The following is a 15,663-nucleotide window of genomic DNA, read 5'->3' as shown; positions in this document are numbered from 1 at the left end:
CAAGGATGGGACTAGTCGCCGAGGGGAGCTTCCGGAGTCCAAGGCGGTGGGATACACTCGGGCATATAGTGATAGTGAACCCCATCATGCTCGAAGGCGATGGGCACGGGCAATGGAGCCGGCTTTTCACTGGTCTGAAAACCGGCTCGGGACCACTCGGTCATGAACGTGCCAATCATTCCCCCGAAACTCTTTCCTAACCGGTCCTCAGTGGGTGAGGCTTTACGCGTGGGGTGAAAACGAGTGTTCAACCAATGATTGAGTCCGTTGGTTGTAAAGCTGACGGTCATGCAGACCGTTGACTCAATTTGGCTGGTATCATTGCGCACATAGTGAAGCAGCAATTGAACAAAGGTCTCGTGCGAAAGGCTGTAGTAGCCGCTGTTCAATACGAGAATACCTCCCTTTAGTTTCGGATTTTTAAGGTGCAGCTTCGTGGCTTTGATCTGATCCGCCGCGCTGCGCACTGCCTTGTGCAACGGCCCGCCGACAATCTTTGCGTAGCGAAACAGATCCTCTGGCGTCAGGATCGATGGGTCGATTCGGATTTCTAGCTCTCCGGGGTGGTATGGGCGGAAGAGCTCAGCCAGTTTTGCCTGTCGTTCCGGTTTCTCCAAGCCTTCCTCCTGAATGTCCTTTAATTCATAAATGAAATCGTCGATCAGGTAGTCGGAGTTTCGCGTCGCCTGGAAGTTCGTTTCGGCCGGGGATAGCCGTCGGCCGCCCGCCACCTCCACAACCCGGTCAACGAACGCTTCGCCAACGCGTGGCGGCCTCGTGGGAGCAATCCCCTTTTTCCCAGCAGCAAAGTGGTCTGGAAACGCTTTGATCCAGTGCCCTTCCACTTGGGCGGTGAGGTAGGCGTTCAAAACGTTACCGCCTTCTTTTCTCACCTCTTCTTCAATCAAGGTCGCACGCCGCTGTGTTTCGATCAACGTCCAGCGCTCCTTCGCCAGAATTTCAAAACTGCGGTTCAGAGCGTTCATCCGATCATGATCAGCCACGAACAACAGCACGTGTGCAGTCTGCCACGCGTGATAGTGTCGATTATTCAAGGTGGGACGACACTGGAGAAGAAACTGATGCACCGGTTTGTGCATGAAATGACGTTGAGATTGCCGCGCCGGCCTGCCCAAGGCAACATCAGCAAGGTTAGCCATCAGCCGTGACCAACAAGGAGATCAACCGTATTTCTGGGCGGGTTTTTCAAGGCCTGCTGCCTCCGGACTGGGCGTTTCGGTCTCAGGAGGATCAGGAGGACTATGGCATCGATGGTGAAATCGAAATCACGACACAAGACGACAAAGCCACTGGCTTCGTCTTTAAGGTCCAGCTTAAGGGAACCGAGCACGCGAGTTACGATGAGAGCGGCCAACTCGTGTATGACGATGCGTCGGTGGAGAGATTTTCCTACTACGTGCGCCGTCTCAAAGTCCCGGTTGTGTTTGTGGTTTGCGACGTGCTCACGAAGCAATGCTTCTGGACGCGAATTCAGGGCCAGCCACAGGTCGAGAAGGCCCTCAAAAATGCGGCCGATAAGGGGCAACAAACGTTCACGCTAAAAATCCCCCGGTCTCGCACATTTGATGGGACTGAAGGATGCGCCTCCGCCGTGGTGGAGGCAGTGGCAAGTGCGATGGATACTGTCGCGCTTCGTTCCCTGACGGAACTGTCGAGCGAAGCGGTCGGCAAGCATCTGGCTGACGATCCCGAAATCGCTGCGACCGAAAAGAAGTTCCGCCTATTCGCGGGAATGGCGAGCACTGAGGCGATTACCGCTCTCTTGCGTGCTGGAGACATTGATGGCGCGCTCAAGAAGGCGCAGGGGCTCCTTGAAAGTGAGGTGGAAGAGCCGCCCATTCGTATCCAAGCCGGGGCGATGTTCGTCAACGCCATCGGTATGGGGCTGCGCCGAGCAGAAGTCGCTGATGCTGCAATGGGGGCTGCACGCTATCGGCTGGGGGTTACGGACAGGATGCTCCGCATCTGCCGGCTCCCCGGTTGCGACCGACGCCTGCGCTTTTACGTCCGGGCTTACGCGCGCGGGAGTCGGCTGCAGGTCAATGCACGTCTCATGCTCGCTCTGGCTGTGAGCGAGTCCGTCCAGCGCCGCCAAGGCGAGACGCTCGCCGGGCCTATCACCGCGATCCAGCGCATTCAGGCATCCGCCAGAGTCACGCGTGATTTCCGCAAAATTTGGGCCCTCCTCCAAGAGGCATTGGAACGGAAGTATTATTCGCTACTTCCCTATATCGTCGATGATTGGCTGGAGGTGTCATTGCCATTTTTGCATGCGCTTCGGCTCGCTGAGCAGACGGAGACCGCCAAAAGCTACGCCGAGATACTTTGGAAGGCTGTGCCGCTCTCGATCGAAGTCGCAAAAGTCATGATCGACCATGACACCGCACTCGATATGCTTAAAATGATCGGTCTGAAAGTAGTGGGGTTGTCCGTGAACGATGTTGTCGAGGCGGAAAAATTCATCGTCCGGTTCGAAACCGAACTCCTCGGAGACAAACCAATTGCCGGTGGTGCGGAAATCATCCGAATGATGCGCGAAATCCTGTCCGGCGCGACCAAGGAGGCGAAGCAAAAGCCGTCCATGGCCGAAGTCCGTGCCTACTATGAGCAGCAGGCCGCTGCCCTAGGCATCGATCTGGATGACCCGCACGACCGAATTGCGGAGGTTGTTAGAATTGGGCTGGCAGACTTGGACCCCACCCGGGTAGCGCGGAACTGTCAGCACATCCATCTTCGTCCGGGGCCACATGGCGTTCCCGCCGAGATGCTGGGGCTGCCGTCAGCGGGATTTAAGTCCATTATCTGTATGAAGCATGGGCATTCGATGCAGGGGCTGAAGCTCGACGATCTGTATGAGCACTTTTCCCGCCGTATGCCATGGACGAACGACCAGATATGCTGTGAAACCTGTCCGGATCGGACTCCCCATCCAGACGGATGGAACTGGTCGGAGGAGTGGGCCGTCGAACAGGAGGCGCTGTATGGAAAATCGCATCGCGTAAAAGATGAGGGGGCCGAATAGGACTCAACCAAGTCCGAGCCTCTTGCCGACCATGTCGGAACTCGCATTCAACCTATTCTATTTCGTTCGCGGCGAGATCCTGCAGGAAATCGGGGCTGTCGGACATCCGATTGATTCCAGCGACGACGTGATGGGAGCGAAGTTGCGCGCAGCGGTCGCATCGGACCATCCGCAGGTGCAGCGATTTCCGCTGCCTCGGCAATTCGCGGGCGTAACCGTTGAAGAATACAACGCGCTGGAGCGATTGGGCCGTCAGCTGGAGCTCTACGAGCCAGCCTTTGCGGCGTTGAACGCATCCGCGCACCCGTTGGTTTGCATCACCGCCGTGGTGAACGGAAAGATCGAGATTGATGGCACGGCTGACGGATTGCGGCTCCGCATGGGACCCTTTCAGGGACATCCCAAGGTGGGGGCCGGGATCATGAGAGACTACATGGACGACTATCTGACTCCCGATGGGCTGGACATCCCGCGATTGCTCAACGACGACCATTTTCAGGCGATTCGGCTCCTCTACAATCAGCGCAGCTACCTTGCGTGCATGAAGCTGCTCGCGTCGTTCATCGATACAGTAGCGTTCCTCGAATTCGGCGACGTCAGGGGGAATTTCGTTCGGTGGCTCGACGCCTATACCAAGGTGCCATCACTGGGTGTGACACCCGCGCAGCTTTGGGAGCTACGCAATTCTCTCCTACATATGTCGAATCTCGACTCGCGGAAGGTGGTCAGCGGCAAGGTCAGCCGGATCAGCTTTTTTGTGGGACCGCGCGGGACGCCTCACCGCCAAGATGCCGCCACCGGAGTTCACTTCAATTTGAGCGATTTGATTGTGGTGATCGCCGACGGCCTGACCGCGTGGCTCGAGACCTTCGCGCGCGACCCGGACAAACTGCGCCACTTCGTTCGGCGTTACGATCGCATCGTGCGCCAGGCGAGTATTCCGGGATGACCCGGTTCGACGCTGTATGGCGCTCTGGCTTGGTATTGGTGTCTACCTTTTGGTGCCGCGTTCCCTAAATGAGCCTGGCCACTTAGCGTCGGGAAATGCCAGGTCTGCAATGCGAACGAATGGCCGGTCCCTCCGATCATGGCCATCGTCCGGCATTCCGTGGATGGCACTGAGATCGCCAATCTGAATGCGGATGACCGGAACGGTCTTGCCCTCCGCAAGACCGAGAATGCGCTCGCACCTCTGAAGAAGCACTAAGTCTGAACGAGCTCGGCAATGTCGCCAAGACTGCCGATCTCGATCGTGAACGCCTCAAGCTGTCGGACCGGTTCGCGTGGATGGCAGATGAAGCGCTGCTCCTGTTGGTATATGTAGCGCAGATGCTTCGTCGTCGGAACGAAGATCTCTTGATCGCCGGGATCGTCGGGATCGATGTAGGTGACGCCAACGCCAAGCACGAACCAGTCGGAAAACTTGATCTTGAGGGCATTGATCACGCGCTGCCCAAATTCTTTCGCGTCGTAGATAATGAGGCAGCTATCGGCCCCAAAATCATCGAACATTCGCACGGCGAAGCGATCCGTGAGGCACTGCAAATAGAAATCGCTCGGATGGCGTATCTGCATCCAGTCTGTGCCGGGATCGTGCCGAAGCACCTTTAGCGGCGGGCTGGCTTTGCCTGGATAGTATGTGAAGGTGAGTTCGTCGTCGCGGATCGCGTTGTTAAACGTTGGCGAGCTATACGACGAGGCCGGTGCGAAGCGAATGCTACCCCGCTCAATCATTGCTTGAAGCCAGTGCTGCTGACCGAACTTGAAGAGCTGACCAATCTCCGGGCGTTTCCGTCCGCGATACGCGCGCGTTCCTGCTGGAATCTCCGGATGAGTGATTTTAGGTAAGTCCTCGCGTGATGCGGCGTGCGCGGGAATACCGCCTCGGATTCCCAATTCCATTTGGATGTGCGCTTGCCGCCGCAATAAGTAGGGCATGAGAGCTTCTCGCGTTTCAAAGCCGATCTGCCCGGTCGCAGATAGCGTTGTCGTGCATTGGAGCAGATACCGAAAGCGCTCCAACACGTGAGCGTCTGGTTTGCCCGCAAGATATAGATTTGCGCGGTAATCATCCTCCAACGCTTGCTGACGGGTGCGCTTCTGTAGGACGACTTCTGGGTTCATTTCGAGAACGCGATGATTCCGAGCGCAACCAGGCCCAGCAGCGCAAGAGCGCGCCCGGTCTCCTGCTCTTTTGCGAACCTCGCCAGCGCGTCGTGGAGCTGGGAGATGGACCTCTGCGGGTCTTCGGCATCGAGCCGGATGTAGGTGATGCCTTCGAGGCAGCCGAGTTCACCTTTGGGAACCTCGGGACCGACAAGCGGAATGATGCGTTTGCCTGCCTTGCGGGCATATCCCACTTCATTGCCCACGGACAGTGCTCTTGATAGCGTTTTACCGGTCAGCACGACGACGACCAAGTCCGCTGAATCTATCCACGAATAGATCGTGCCCCAAGCATCTTGGCCCGGAACCTTATCTTGGCCCCAAAAGAGAGCGCGCGCGTGTGGCAGAAGATGGCCGTTGATAGTGTCGACAAGGGACGTGTCGTGCACGCTGTAGCTGACGAACACGGTCAAACGGGCCGGCTGGACGGCATCATTCATGCGTCGAGTTAGCCAAATCTATGCGCGCGGAGCAATGATGGTCTACCCTCGGCGCTGAACGTCCGCATCCCCGAAGCGGGGAACTCAACGGGTTCTGATCGGCGCGAAATGCGATTGTGTCAGGATCGAGCAGTTCGAAAGTCTGACCACCATCCTACAGGCTGGAATCGACGGAGCGATCCAGGGCAGCGTGAATCGCAGCCACGGTCCACGCGGATATTCCATCTCTTCCGACTTGGTGGAGAATACGAAAGTCGCTGAAAACCCGCAGGTGCAAGCACGAGCGCGGAGCTTGTCCAAAGGCTCCAATTCGCGATGATCGCGCTATGCTTTTCGACACGCTGGATATTCCAGAGTCGCTGCTCGCGGCACAGGACGAAGGCAAACTTGTCGTCTTTGCGGGCGCGGGAGTGTCGATGGGCACGCCCTCGAATCTGCCGGATTTTGCAGCACTGGCGGAATTGATCGCGCAGCGCCCGCTCACCGATCTGGAGAAAAGCCGGCTCGACCACTTCCTAGGCGAGCTCAAGGCCGAAGGTCGGGACGTGCATTCGCTCGCCGTGGAGGCGTTGAACCGACCTAGCTCGCGCCACACGCGGCTGCACGAAGAGATCGTGCGCCTCTTTGAGCGGCCCGAACACGTGCGGATCGTCACGACCAACTTCGATCCGCATTTCACGACCGTCGTTCGCAGCGTGCATCCGGCGCTGCCGATCTATTCCGCGCCCGCCTTGCCACGCGGGGGCGACTTTCATGGCCTGGTCTATCTCCACGGCGCGGCAAGTGGCCCGGCGCGAGATCTCGTGCTCACTGACGAAGATTTTGGTCGGGCCTACCTGACCGAGGGTTGGGCGCGGGCCTTTCTAGAGCAGCTCTTTTCGCACTATTACGTTCTGTTCGTCGGCTATACGCTCACAGATCCGCCCGCTCACTATATGGCGCGCGGCCTGCCAACGGAACCGCAGCCCCGACGCTTCGCCATCATCCACGAGGAGCCGGCCCGGTGGCGCCGCCTCGGTGTCGGAGTCATCCCGTTCACAGTCGGCGCCGGCAACGATTTTTCGTCCCTGACCGCGGGAATAACCCGGTGGGCCCAGGTAACCCGCGGTTCGAACTTCTGGATCGAAGACCAGATCATTCAGCTCTTGGCGCGGCCCGATCCGATGGCCCTCACTCCGGAAGAGGCGAACCTGCTGGAGTGGAGCCTAGCACATGATCGCTCGCTACCGTATTTCGTGCGCAACGCGCGCGGTCTGCCCTGGGTCGAATGGCTCGAGAGCCGGCGGCTGCTGGTGCCGTATTTCGATCACCGCGCCGCATTCGACCACTGGCGGCAGCGGCAGATCGCCGCCTGGATTGCGGATCAGCTCCTGGAGGGGCCGCACGAGCGGTCGTTCGAGCTTATTCGGCGACTAGGTGGTCGCTTCTCCCGTGAACTGCAGCGACAGCTCGTGATGCAGCTCGGCGACGTCACGCTGCCGGTCGAGTGGACATTCCTGCTTGTGCGGGAGGTTGAGTCGTCTGATCAGGACGCGCACTACGTGCTCGGAAAACGGCTGCATGTCTTCGTTGAGCACAATCTGCCGGCGTTCTGGGCTCTGTTCCGCCACTGCACCGCGCCACGCTTCATGGTCGATGCGCACGGATTTGGCGAGCGCGGTTCGCCTGCCCACCTGCGCGTCGCGCTGGCGGGCGATGCCTCGGTTCTTTGGTCTGTCTGGAACGAGGCGGTCGTGACGCGCTTCGCGGAAATCGCGCGGCCTATGCTCGGACTTCTGCTGGTTCAGCTGGAGAGCGCCGCTGAGCTTGCGCGCTCAATCAACGGTGAAGCCGACTTCATCCGGCAGGTGACCGCCGGCCGCACCCGGCTGGCGCGCATGGACCCGGATCATCATCATGAGTCGGAGCCGAACGTTCTGATCGACATGCTGGCGCAGGTGGTAGCGCACCTGGCGAAAAGCCCGGGCGGTTTGGCGGAGGCGGAAATCCAAGGGTGGCTGCATGCACCCGGCAGCATCCTGCGTCGCCTGGGGCTCCATGCTCTCGCCGAATCGACTGAAACGGAGGGTGCAAAAAAGATCGCGTGGCTTACCGAATGCGTTGCCCGCTTCGCCCCTGATTCGTTGGAACACCGCCTCGCAGTGACCTTGCTCGCGAGCCTCACGACGCCGGCCCGCGCGGAGACTGCCGTGGAAACCGCGGTTGTGCCTGCGGCTCCGCAGGGCCTTCCGCCTCTAGCCGATTTACTGGCCATGGATTCTGCCCGACTCACACGAGTGCTGAGGGTCAACCGCATCGAACCCGTTGATGCGCTTGCGAGGCTACGGGAACTCGACGAGCGGACCCGCCAGAATCCGGCCCTGTCGGAACACGTGCTTTGGGCTTCGCTTCTGGCAAGAGTCAGCTGGCGCCGGCTTCCACCGTTGCAGCGCGATGCGTTGATCACGATCTTGCAGCGGCCGTTCGCGCTAGCCGCGCATGTCCGGGATGTGCTCCGGTGCCTTTTTAGTCAGGACCCGCTCGAAAAGGACGCCCGCGAGGCCGAGCCGCCGGCATCAGCTGCGCAGAAAGCGCAGCTATTCGCGATGTCCTGTAGGATCTGGGAGGCAATCCGAGATCAGGAGATGCCGCTCACGCCCGCCGCCGATCAGACTGACTGGATTTCGCTCGCGTTGAATGACGGCGTCGGGACCTACCATCTTGTTCGCTTTTGGATGCAGTATGTTTCGTTGCAGCCGCCGGATCACGCGAATCCCACACTGCCGACGGAGGTCGCGCCCATTTTGGCGGACATATGCACGAGGGAAACGGAAGTAGCGCGCCGCGCACGGGCGGTGTTGGTGCAGGACATTCGTTTCGTGATGGCGCGCGATCCCGCTTGGACTACGGCAAACATGGTCGTGCTATTCGACTTCGATCGCATCGGCGACGAAGCGTGGGTGGCATGGCGGCCGTTCCTCGATCATGGCGGTCTCAGTCGCCCGCTCGCTTTGGCGATGTTGCCGCACTATCGCGCCGCGCAGCCCCGCATGCTCAGGGCGGAGGAAGAAGTGATCGGACACTATTTGGGTCATGTCGCAACAATCATGGTGCATGTGCGACCGGCCGAAACTGCCGCGTGGCTCCAGGCGTTGTTGCCTGCGCTGTCCGAGAGAGAACGTCTTCGGTGGGCACGGCTGGCGGCTCGGGATAGTGAAGGAATGCCAGACCAAGCCCAACGCGAGCTTTGGGATGCTTGGCTGGGTGCCTACTGGCGGGATCGACGGGCGGGCCGGTTGGGAGGTGTTACCTTGTCGCTGACCAGTGCCGAAGCTGCGATCATGGCGGGGTGGCTCTGCGCCCTTCCAGAAGTTTTCGCGGAAGCGTTGGAATTGGTGATGCATTCACCCGCACCAAACTTCGAGCATGAGATTTTCCCTTGGCGGGAACTGCGCAAATCGTCGCTACCTGTCCGAGCGCCAGTCGGTGTGGTCGCACTAATTGAATTCCTCTTGCGGAACATGGAAGTGGGACGCGTCAGTCATGAATCCGTTTCTGAAATCGCCGATGCGCTTCCACGGCTGGCCATATTGCGAGCGCCGTTGCTCCGCGTTGCGGAGGTGATGCACGGACACAGCTGGGTTCCAGCGCGGGATTTCCGAGCGAAGATCGAACGTGAATTTCCCCTATCTCAGTGACCGCCGGAGAGTGGGACGATCGTAAAAAAAAACTTCCAATGCCCCAGAAACGCCCTGCGCATTACTGGCGAACGTTCGTTTTCCAGAAGGATCTGGAGGAGGCGGTGCGCGCCGTCGTCGACCCCGTGCCCGACAATGCGCCATTCGTTTCGGAGCTGATTTCCGACCTGATCGCCGACCGCCACTACTATTGCAGGCTGCACGGCCTGCGACCAACTCGGTTCAAGCGGACGTGCGAAGACCAGCCTTATCGCTTCTATGGAGAGTTCCCGCAGTTCGGCTGGCACCCCATCTCTTGGAGCAAATGCCTCAAGCCACCTCAGACCCGCGAAGCGATCATTCGCGACGCACTGCGCCAAAGCACCGAATTCGATAAGACTGCCTTCCGGCGCGCGCACCCGCTGTGCCAGCATTGTGGACGCGAGCCGTCTGCGGAGACGCATCACGCCGAGCCCCCATTTGCCGAGCTAGTCGCGTCAGTGTTCGCCACGGTGACGGAAGCCGACTTGGAATCAGCGCTGCAAACGTGGAATTTTTTCGACTCACAGCCGTTCATGCTTCCGGCGAACCATGTGATCCAGCTCCGGTTCGACGAGCGTCACCGGCAGGCGCGGTTGGAGGCATTGTGCCGGCGCTGTCACAATGTGACAAAGAGCGCGGCACGGAGCACTCGCGCATGAGCAACGCCCTCTTCGAAATCTATGGGCACGCGAGTTCGTCGAAATTGTGCGACGATTGCTGGAGGTCGGGATTATTTATCTCAACCCCGGCCAAGACCGCACCTGCGCTTGTCACTGGAAAGACTTGGTAGAGGCGATTTATGTTTCGCAAAATCCCGAGGTGCGTCCGGGGAAAAGCCTTTCCCCGCGGGCGAGTCTGCGTCTCGCCCTCCCCATTCTAGCGGGGCTCCGCCCCGCAACGCCCCGACGCCGGCTTGCGCCGGAATTTTTCGAGAACGAACGGCCGCAACCGCCGCTGCGGCGCTTCGGTTTCGCTCCGCGACCGCCGTTCGCTGCGGTTGGAGACGGCTGCGGCCTTTGCGCTCACGCCGCCTCCGCCGATTCGTCGCCCGAGCGCGACCATTCGTCGGGATCGCTTTCCTGCGCAAGCTGCGGACGCGACACCGGCGGCTTACCGCGCTCCAACCTGCGCCGACTCCCCCTGCGCTCCCTTGCGGTCGCTCCGCTCCACGTCGCGTCCTCCGCGCCGGCTGCGCCCGTTCGATAGTTTTGACGCTCAGTCGCCGCGAGGCTCTTGGTCGCTCGCTCTCGTTGCGCCGCTCGCGCTTTGGTAGTCAGCGAAGCCTGTCCCCTGTGGGTTGCCTCATGATAGCGCGCGGGGTCCGGCTGGCGGCTCTGCGGCGCGAGCGCCTCGGTCCGTCCGCGCCTCAAGGTCGTGCCGTCCGAGCCCGGCCTCCACCTTGACCCTCGGCGCTGATCGTCGGCATCCCTCCGGGGCGGCCGATTTAACGGTTCGGCTCGGATGGGGTCCGCGCAGCGCGGCCCGCTGCACTCGCGCCCTCGTTGGGGCGCAAGAGAAAGCAGAAAGTCATGACCACGATTGAAACGGCTCCGTCCTCCCGCGTCTTCCGCGCGTTGTCCCTCGACGATCTCCGCCGCGTCGCCCCCTCGGTTTTTGCCGAGCAGGCCCGGCCCGGTGTTTCTTCCCGCTACACGTTCGTTTCTACGGCGCAGGTCGTTGACCTGCTTCGTGGCGAAGGTTGGGAACCGGTGAAGGCGAACCAGCAGCGCGTGCGGCTGGAGAATCGGCAGGGGTTTCAGATGCACGAACTCCGGTTCGCGCGTCGGGCGGATTTGGAAAACGCCTCGTTCGCCATCGGCGATGTCCGGCCCGAGCTGATCTTGCAGAACGCGCACGACGGCACGCGCGCCTATCGCATCGATGCCGGACTTTACCGGCTCGTTTGCCGCAACGGGCTCACTGTCGCGGATGCGGATTTCGCGCATGTCGCGATTCGGCACGTCGACGTTTCCGCAGAGAAGTTCGCGGCGGCAGCGCAGGCCGTGGCCGAGAATACCCCGCGGGTGATGGAAGTGATCGCGCGTTGGCAGGCCGTGGCGTTAACCCCGCTCGCACGCCACTCTTTCGCGGCGCGCGCGATGGCGCTGCGGTGGGACAGCGCGCAACCAGTCACGCGGTTGCTTCGACCAGACCAGTTGCTCGCGCCTGCTCGCTACGGTGATCAAGCCACCGATCTTTGGACGACGTTCAACGTCGTGCAGGAACGGTTGTGTCGCGGCGGTCTCCGCTATGCGGGTCACATTCCGGCAGCCGAGGGGGCGGTGTTTCCGACTCACTACCTGCGCAATACGACCCGGCCGGTCGGCGGGCTGACCGAAGGACAACGCTTGAACAAGGCGCTGTGGAACCTCGCGGAAGAATTCTCGCGCAACTGAAAACCCTGCACGGGAGCGGCGGTGCGCCGCCGCTCCCACCTCTTCCCATGACCAATTTGAATCATCCCGTCCGGCGCCGCACCCGCGACGCCTATCCTGTGCTCCGGCCCAAGCCCGAGCGCATCGTCGTCACGCTCTTTCCCGGCGACACCTTGATCTTCCGGTGTGAACGGCGGCGGCAAGAGTGGTATTTGCCCATCGCCGCGGCATTTCGCGCCGCCGTATTCCGGCAGGTCAAACTAGCGGGCAAAGAGAGGAAAGGAGGACACCATGTCTGACCTCTCCACGGCGGTGACTCTTCACTCCTCTCGCCGGACGACACTGGCGGATGGGCTGCTCATCGACGCGACACAAGGGGACTTGGCCAGCATCTCGCGCGAACATTTCCCGGATCATCACCTCGCGATGACGAGCGCAGTATTCGTGCTCATCGAGCAAAGCGTCGAGTCAGGCGAGGTCAGCGAATTTGCCGGCATTTGGCACGACATTCTCTGGATGTCGCGCATCTGTCCCGTGCGAACGCTCCCCGGCGGTCACACGTTTGAGGTCGGTATTCGCGACTCGGCACACCTGCGTTGGCACGAGTTGAGAATTCTCTTCCACGGCGGCGACTACGGCGAGCCCTGCGCAACGATAATGCTGTCGGAGGAGGACTGAAGGAGACCCGCAGGCGCGGCGGCATCGACCGGCGCGCCTGCGTTTTCTACGATGGATCAACTTGTCCCCGATGCCACGGCGTGTTGCGGTGTTTGCCATGACGTGGAAGGAACTGCGCGACTTTCTCGAGCGGGAAAACGAGAAGATGAGACCGGGAGAGACGGCGCGCATCGAGAGTCTCCATCAAGCCACCGAGCCGGCGACAGAGCGCCGTGCTCGACGCTTGGCGGGTGAGTATCCGGCGCGCACGGCAATCAACCAGGCCTGTCTTCATTTCGCCGAACACGGGCACTGGCCGAGCATGGACCCCGAAGCGACGCTCTACGCGCATGACCGGTGGATTTGGGCGATGTGGTTCTCCGGTTGGCTCGACGAGATGAGCCCGTTGCAGGAAGAACACAGTCGCGAAGAGTGGTTAGAGTGGCTGCTCGTCGAATCGTGGCACGAATTGGGTTCCTGGCGCTGGCGCACGTCGCAAGAATCATCGTGACGGCGTATTCGTGACGCAACCATCCGCGGGTCATCGTTGGCGGCGCGATCTACCGGCGAAGCACCAGCCCGAAATGCCACGGAGGCAGCAACCGACTCGGTTCCGGTGTGAGTCCGACGTCTTGCGCCCAAGCCGCGATCTGCGTCGGACGCGGACGGATCGATAAATCCGGACCGCGAGGCGTCGCTATGTCGGAGCGCCAGTGAATCGCGAGGACGCGTCCACCCGGCCGAAGGAGTCTGGCGCTCGCGGCGAGCAGCGCGGTGGGATTCTCAGCGTGAAGGATATTGAAGAGAAAAACCGCGTCCATGCTTTGCGTCGGGAGACCAAACCCGTCGACCAGCACATCGCAAAGGCGCAGGCGCACGTTGTCTGCTTTGCTGCCTACAACACGGGCCTGGGTGGTTTCGATCATCGCCGCTTCGATATCGAAGGCGTGCAATGTGCCGCGAATCCGCGCGGCGACGGGAAGGGTAAACGTGCCGTAACCGCAGCCGACTTCGGCGGCATCGCCGATGCTGTCGTCCACTTGGAGGCCATCCAATATCGCTGGTATATCGAAAAGACTCTCCCAGAAGGATTGGTCCGGCATTCCGCTATCGCGCACTTTCATGTCCGTTCGCGTCCCGTTTGGTTGACTTCCACCACGATAAAATGCCGATGCGTGATTGAAGACTCAAAATGACAGCACGCGGTCGGAATCGCGGACGACTTCGTAGAGATCCTTCAGAGTCGAGAGCGGGCAAATTTCCGAGCCCTCAGATGCTCGCAGTTTCAGGCACGTGCCGCAGGCGAGAAATTGGCCCCCGGCTGCGAGCACAGCTTGAGCCTGCTCGCGCACCGCGAAACGAGCGTCATCGATCTGGTCGAGTGCGACGCCTTTCCCCATCAAGAATATTTTGACCGAGTCGCCCTGCTTGAGCGCGTAGTTGGCGAGGCGGAGCGCGTTGAACACCGTCTCAGGTTCGGTCTGCGATAGGATGATGCCGAGTTTCATAAGGAGGGATCAGAAGTTGAAGCGCGCGGCGAGTGGACTTCCCGCAGCCACGCTCCCATTGCGACGCGCACGACTTCGAGCGCATCGTGCGCTCCGTTGGCATCACCTTTTTCGAAATCACCATCGCGCGCGGCCATCTGGTTCGTGACATGGGCGAAGCACACGACCGGCTTGCGTCGCGCCTCGGCAAACGCATAGAGCGCCGCCGCCTCCATCTCGACCGCGACCGCACCACGAGCACGAAAGTGCGCGATGGCTGATGCCGTCTCGCGGTAAGGTGCGTCTGTCGTCCAGACCGAACCAGGATGAACACGGCTCTGCCCGCTGGAAAACGTCCGCTCCATGAGTCGCAGCAGAGAGGGTTCCATCCCGGAGACCTCGGCTGGTGGCACGTAGTGATGGCTGGTGCCTTCATCGCGCCACGCCGACTGGATCAGCACGAAATAGGGCGGAGAGCCGAACTGATCGCTGAGCTGACCCGCAGACGTGACGCTGATCAACAACTCGCATCCCGCCGCGAAGAGTTGCTCGGCGATCAACACCGCGAACGACGCGCCCACGGCGCAAGGCACCAGTCCCACGGCGATGCCATCCAGCGAGAATCGCAACATCTCGGTGTGATAGCAGGGCCACGCTTCATGGATGGTGGCGCGCCCTGACGCGCGGAGCATTCGAGCGATGTCGCCGTCCGGATCGAGCAGGCAAACAGCCGGGACGGGCGCGTCGGGCAATCGTTTTTGTCGGCGCGCCTCCCTCAACAAGGCGTTCGGAGTAAACACCGACGGTTCGGCAAACGTCTTGGCGTCGCGAAGCAAACTCATCGGGCCACCTCGCTGGTTGTCTCGACCGGCAGTCCGGCCGCGCGCCACTCGGGATAGCCGTCTTCGAGCCGCCGAATGTTGAACCCTCGCGCCCGCAGCGCCGCCACCGCTTCGAACGAGAGCACGCAGTATGGGCCGCGGCAGTAGGCGACGATTTCCTGCTTCGGATCGAGTTCCGCCAGCCGAGCTTCGAGGTCGCGAAAGGGGATGTTCAACGCTCCGGGCACATGACCGAGCGCGAATTCATCGGCGGGCCGAACATCGAGCACGGTCACGAGATCGCTCTTGGCCCGATTCACCAGCTCGGCGCGCGTCACGGGTTCGAGGCTGTCGCGGCGATTAAAGTATCCGTTCACCACGCGGTCGACCTCGGCAAGCTGCCCTTCGCCGATGCGGCGCAATCCCGAGAGGATCTCGATCACCACGTCGCTCGCCAAACGATAATACACGAACTTCGCCTCGCGGCGGGACCCGAGAAGACCGGCCGCTCTCATCTGCCGCAAGTGCTGCGATGCGTTGGCAATCGAAGCACCCGTCCGGTCGGCGAGCGTTTCGACGGTGCGTTCTCCCTGCGCCAGTTGCTCCAGCAATTGCAAGCGCAACGGATGCGCAAATGCCTTCGCGATGAGGGCGAACTGCCCAAAAATCACAGATTTCGGTTTCTCAATCACTCTTTCACTGAGCAGTTCGCGCATCATTCAATGGAATAATTGAGTGATTGTTCGACCCATCCCATTGAGTCAAGCACATGAAGCACGCGCCACATCAGACTTCGATTTCACCGCGTCTGATCGTCGCCTCCCTGTTTACTCTACTCTTGGCATTGTCGCCTTCGCAGTGACCCAACCGCAGATCGATCCCGTAACCATCAAGGAAGCCGGCTGGCCTCGGAATCTGGGCGCCTGTGGTCTTCGTTTTCCTTTCGGCGCTCGTTACGGTCCTCTTCGGGAGCACC

General features: G+C 60.7%; 15 protein-coding genes. 8 read left to right on the top strand and 7 right to left on the bottom strand.

Going from position 1 to position 15,663, the window contains the following annotated elements:
* Nucleotides 1-11: 11 nt before the first annotated feature.
* The gene (locus OTER_RS22540) at nt 12-1,160 is read right to left on the bottom strand and encodes a hypothetical protein (protein ID WP_148218218.1); all 1,149 of its coding nucleotides are present in this window, start codon (nt 1,158-1,160) and stop codon (nt 12-14) included.
* A gap of 5 nt (nt 1,161-1,165) precedes the next feature.
* On the opposite strand from OTER_RS22540, the gene OTER_RS22535 reads away from it, so the two are divergent.
* Both OTER_RS22535 and OTER_RS24690 read left to right on the top strand, forming a co-directional pair.
* Complete coding sequence (locus OTER_RS22535; protein WP_012377253.1) at nt 1,166-3,043, top strand: DUF4365 domain-containing protein; 1,878 nt, start codon at nt 1,166-1,168, stop codon at nt 3,041-3,043.
* A gap of 31 nt (nt 3,044-3,074) precedes the next feature.
* A complete protein-coding gene (locus tag OTER_RS24690; RefSeq protein WP_012377252.1) occupies nt 3,075-3,992 on the top strand; it encodes a hypothetical protein in 918 nt (305 codons plus the stop codon).
* A 254-nt stretch (nt 3,993-4,246) separates the two neighbouring features.
* Here the strand turns inward: OTER_RS24690 and OTER_RS26020 are convergent, their stop codons facing one another.
* Both OTER_RS26020 and OTER_RS22520 read right to left on the bottom strand, forming a co-directional pair.
* Complete coding sequence (locus OTER_RS26020) at nt 4,247-5,167, bottom strand: hypothetical protein (RefSeq protein ID WP_012377250.1); 921 nt, start codon at nt 5,165-5,167, stop codon at nt 4,247-4,249.
* Complete coding sequence (locus OTER_RS22520; RefSeq protein WP_012377249.1) at nt 5,164-5,649, bottom strand: toll/interleukin-1 receptor domain-containing protein; 486 nt, start codon at nt 5,647-5,649, stop codon at nt 5,164-5,166. Before OTER_RS22520 ends, OTER_RS26020 begins: the two co-directional genes overlap by 4 nt.
* Nucleotides 5,650-5,975: 326 nt before the next feature.
* Between OTER_RS22520 and OTER_RS22515 the strand changes: the two genes are divergently transcribed.
* The 6 genes from OTER_RS22515 (at nt 5,976) to OTER_RS22485 (ending at nt 12,890) form a co-directional block, all read left to right on the top strand.
* A complete protein-coding gene (locus OTER_RS22515) occupies nt 5,976-9,326 on the top strand; it encodes a DUF4020 domain-containing protein (protein WP_012377248.1) in 3,351 nt (1,116 codons plus the stop codon).
* 38 nt (nt 9,327-9,364) lie between these two features.
* Nucleotides 9,365-10,006 carry a hypothetical protein gene (locus OTER_RS22510; RefSeq protein ID WP_012377247.1) on the top strand — a complete coding sequence of 214 codons (642 nt, stop codon included), beginning with the start codon at nt 9,365-9,367 and terminating at the stop codon, nt 10,004-10,006.
* An 870-nt stretch (nt 10,007-10,876) separates the two neighbouring features.
* On the top strand, nt 10,877-11,743 hold the full coding sequence (locus OTER_RS22500; protein WP_012377245.1) for a DUF932 domain-containing protein: 867 nt from the start codon (nt 10,877-10,879) through the stop codon (nt 11,741-11,743).
* A 47-nt stretch (nt 11,744-11,790) separates the two neighbouring features.
* Nucleotides 11,791-12,021 carry a hypothetical protein gene (locus OTER_RS22495; protein WP_012377244.1) on the top strand — a complete coding sequence of 77 codons (231 nt, stop codon included), beginning with the start codon at nt 11,791-11,793 and terminating at the stop codon, nt 12,019-12,021.
* Nucleotides 12,014-12,400, top strand: a complete 387-nt coding sequence (locus OTER_RS22490) for a hypothetical protein (protein ID WP_012377243.1) — start codon at nt 12,014-12,016, stop codon at nt 12,398-12,400. The genes OTER_RS22495 and OTER_RS22490 overlap by 8 nt, the downstream gene beginning before the upstream one ends.
* Nucleotides 12,401-12,470: 70 nt before the next feature.
* Nucleotides 12,471-12,890, top strand: a complete 420-nt coding sequence (locus OTER_RS22485) for a hypothetical protein (protein ID WP_148218217.1) — start codon at nt 12,471-12,473, stop codon at nt 12,888-12,890.
* A 49-nt stretch (nt 12,891-12,939) separates the two neighbouring features.
* On the opposite strand, the gene OTER_RS27105 is transcribed toward OTER_RS22485, so the two are convergent.
* The 4 genes from OTER_RS27105 to OTER_RS22465 all read right to left on the bottom strand — a co-directional run bounded on the left by OTER_RS27105 (nt 12,940) and on the right by OTER_RS22465 (nt 15,406).
* The gene (locus OTER_RS27105) at nt 12,940-13,482 is read right to left on the bottom strand and encodes a class I SAM-dependent methyltransferase (RefSeq protein ID WP_012377241.1); all 543 of its coding nucleotides are present in this window, start codon (nt 13,480-13,482) and stop codon (nt 12,940-12,942) included.
* Between the two features lie 84 nt (nt 13,483-13,566).
* Nucleotides 13,567-13,887: a DsrE family protein gene (locus OTER_RS22475; RefSeq protein ID WP_012377240.1), complete on the bottom strand. Its 321-nt coding sequence runs from the start codon at nt 13,885-13,887 to the stop codon at nt 13,567-13,569.
* A complete protein-coding gene (locus tag OTER_RS22470; protein WP_012377239.1) occupies nt 13,884-14,708 on the bottom strand; it encodes a nucleoside phosphorylase in 825 nt (274 codons plus the stop codon). Before OTER_RS22470 ends, OTER_RS22475 begins: the two co-directional genes overlap by 4 nt.
* Entirely contained in the window at nt 14,705-15,406 is a 702-nt protein-coding gene (locus tag OTER_RS22465) for an ArsR/SmtB family transcription factor (RefSeq protein WP_012377238.1), read from the bottom strand. The genes OTER_RS22470 and OTER_RS22465 overlap by 4 nt, the downstream gene beginning before the upstream one ends.
* Between the last annotated feature and the right edge of the window lie 257 nt (nt 15,407-15,663).

It is taken from the genome of Opitutus terrae PB90-1 (genome assembly GCF_000019965.1).
GTDB classification, from domain to species: Bacteria; Verrucomicrobiota; Verrucomicrobiia; order Opitutales; family Opitutaceae; genus Opitutus; species Opitutus terrae.
The sequence above is the reverse complement of the archived record's forward strand: the minus strand, read 5'-3'. Positions and strand labels throughout refer to the sequence as shown.

What these genes read in the sequence shown, in the direction of transcription:
- OTER_RS22540 (WP_148218218.1), bottom strand. Translation starts at nt 1,160, where the DNA reads ATGGCTAACCTTGCTGATGTTGCCTTGGGCAGGCCGGCGCGGCAATCT.
- OTER_RS24690 (WP_012377252.1), top strand. Translation starts at nt 3,075, where the DNA reads ATGTCGGAACTCGCATTCAACCTATTCTATTTCGTTCGCGGCGAGATC.
- OTER_RS26020 (WP_012377250.1), bottom strand. Translation starts at nt 5,167, where the DNA reads ATGAACCCAGAAGTCGTCCTACAGAAGCGCACCCGTCAGCAAGCGTTG.
- OTER_RS22520 (WP_012377249.1), bottom strand. Translation starts at nt 5,649, where the DNA reads ATGAATGATGCCGTCCAGCCGGCCCGTTTGACCGTGTTCGTCAGCTAC.
- OTER_RS22515 (WP_012377248.1), top strand. Translation starts at nt 5,976, where the DNA reads ATGCTTTTCGACACGCTGGATATTCCAGAGTCGCTGCTCGCGGCACAG.
- OTER_RS22510 (WP_012377247.1), top strand. Translation starts at nt 9,365, where the DNA reads ATGCCCCAGAAACGCCCTGCGCATTACTGGCGAACGTTCGTTTTCCAG.
- OTER_RS22500 (WP_012377245.1), top strand. Translation starts at nt 10,877, where the DNA reads ATGACCACGATTGAAACGGCTCCGTCCTCCCGCGTCTTCCGCGCGTTG.
- OTER_RS22495 (WP_012377244.1), top strand. Translation starts at nt 11,791, where the DNA reads ATGACCAATTTGAATCATCCCGTCCGGCGCCGCACCCGCGACGCCTAT.
- OTER_RS22490 (WP_012377243.1), top strand. Translation starts at nt 12,014, where the DNA reads ATGTCTGACCTCTCCACGGCGGTGACTCTTCACTCCTCTCGCCGGACG.
- OTER_RS22485 (WP_148218217.1), top strand. Translation starts at nt 12,471, where the DNA reads ATGCCACGGCGTGTTGCGGTGTTTGCCATGACGTGGAAGGAACTGCGC.
- OTER_RS27105 (WP_012377241.1), bottom strand. Translation starts at nt 13,482, where the DNA reads ATGCCGGACCAATCCTTCTGGGAGAGTCTTTTCGATATACCAGCGATA.
- OTER_RS22475 (WP_012377240.1), bottom strand. Translation starts at nt 13,887, where the DNA reads ATGAAACTCGGCATCATCCTATCGCAGACCGAACCTGAGACGGTGTTC.
- OTER_RS22470 (WP_012377239.1), bottom strand. Translation starts at nt 14,708, where the DNA reads ATGAGTTTGCTTCGCGACGCCAAGACGTTTGCCGAACCGTCGGTGTTT.
- OTER_RS22465 (WP_012377238.1), bottom strand. Translation starts at nt 15,406, where the DNA reads ATGATGCGCGAACTGCTCAGTGAAAGAGTGATTGAGAAACCGAAATCT.